The organism is Mesorhizobium sp. M7A.F.Ca.CA.001.10.2.1, assembly GCF_003998575.1.
In the GTDB taxonomy this organism is placed as follows: Bacteria; Pseudomonadota; Alphaproteobacteria; order Rhizobiales; family Rhizobiaceae; genus Mesorhizobium.
Genome location: NZ_RZQY01001077.1, coordinates 1 through 1,190, shown reverse-complemented (window position 1 = coordinate 1,190; position 1,190 = coordinate 1). Strand labels below are relative to the sequence as shown.

General features: G+C 62.4%; 2 protein-coding genes. One reads left to right on the top strand and one right to left on the bottom strand.

Going from position 1 to position 1,190, the window contains the following annotated elements:
* The coding region (locus tag EN964_RS35190; RefSeq protein ID WP_164776437.1) for an HdeD family acid-resistance protein at window positions 1-384 on the bottom strand (384 nt) is incomplete at its 3' end.
* A 195-nt stretch (window positions 385-579) separates the two neighbouring features.
* Here EN964_RS35190 and EN964_RS35185 point away from each other — a divergent pair.
* A partial coding sequence (locus EN964_RS35185; RefSeq protein ID WP_164776434.1) for a MipA/OmpV family protein occupies window positions 580-1,190 on the top strand: 611 nt, incomplete at its 3' end.

Below are 1,190 nucleotides of genomic sequence, written 5' to 3'. Positions count from 1 at the left end.
TTCCGGCCGATGGCTGTAGCCGACCCAGGCCCTGAGCACCCCTGACGCGACCAGCGCGATCGCCAGCAGGAACGTCAGCACCGCCGAGGCAAGCAGCGGATTGCCGAAAGCGAAGAAGCCGGCAACGGCGTACAGCAGTCCGCTGAGCAGCCAATAGAAGAACCGGCTCCAGGTCTTGACGCCGAACGCGTGCACGATCTCGATTATGCCCGCCATCAGCATCAGCCATCCCACGACGTAGACGGAAGCCACTGTGGCGACGAACAGATTGGCGAAGGCAATGCCGCCGAAGATGAGCAGCAGCACACCGAGCGCGACAAACCATCCCCATTTTGTCCGTGTCTGTTCGAGCGCGATTTTCAAGGCGTCGCCATGCAGGGTCATTGTCGCGGTCTCCATCGAGGGCTGCGGAATACTGCGGATGGAAGGTAATCCGGGCACGGGCCAACGTCCAGTCGATGACCGGCAGCGGGACCGCTGCAAAAGCGCGAGCGTATGTCTCGGGTTTAAATCAAATTTTACCAAAGGGCCGTCAAAGCTGTCATCGGTAATCGTGTGTGTCGTGTTAGTGGAGTGGCCATGAGTCCGGTCGGAAGAATCTCTCTGGTGTTGGCCGCTGCGGTGCTGGGCGGAGCGGGCACTGCCCATGCGGGCGAGGGCAGCTGGCTGTCCGGCGACTGGTATCTGACCGTAGGTGCCACCGGCATGGTGGCGCCGAATTTCGAGGGCGGCAAAAAGTACCTGCTCAGCGCCTCGCCGATCATTTCGCTGGGCAAGGCCGGACCGGCGGCCCGCTTTGTCTCGCGCAACGACAACATCTCGCTGGCGCTGGTCGATGATGGCGGTTTCCGCGCCGGCCTGACCGGCAAGTTCCTATTTTCCCGCGATGATGACAACGCCGATGAGCTGAAGGGCCTCGATCCGGTGCGCTGGGGCGGGGAAGTCGGCGGCTTCTTCGAATTCTATCCGACCGACTGGCTGCGCGCCCGCGCCGAGCTGCGCCACGGCATTCGCGCTCACAACGGCTTTGTCGCCGACATCGCCGCCGACGCCTTTTACGATGTGACGCCGACCGTCAGGATTTCGGGCGGTCCGCGTGTTTCCTTCGCCTCAGGCAATTATTTCGACGCCTATTACGGCGTCAACGCACAGGAAGCCGTGGCCTCGGGCTTGGGCGAATATCATCCCGG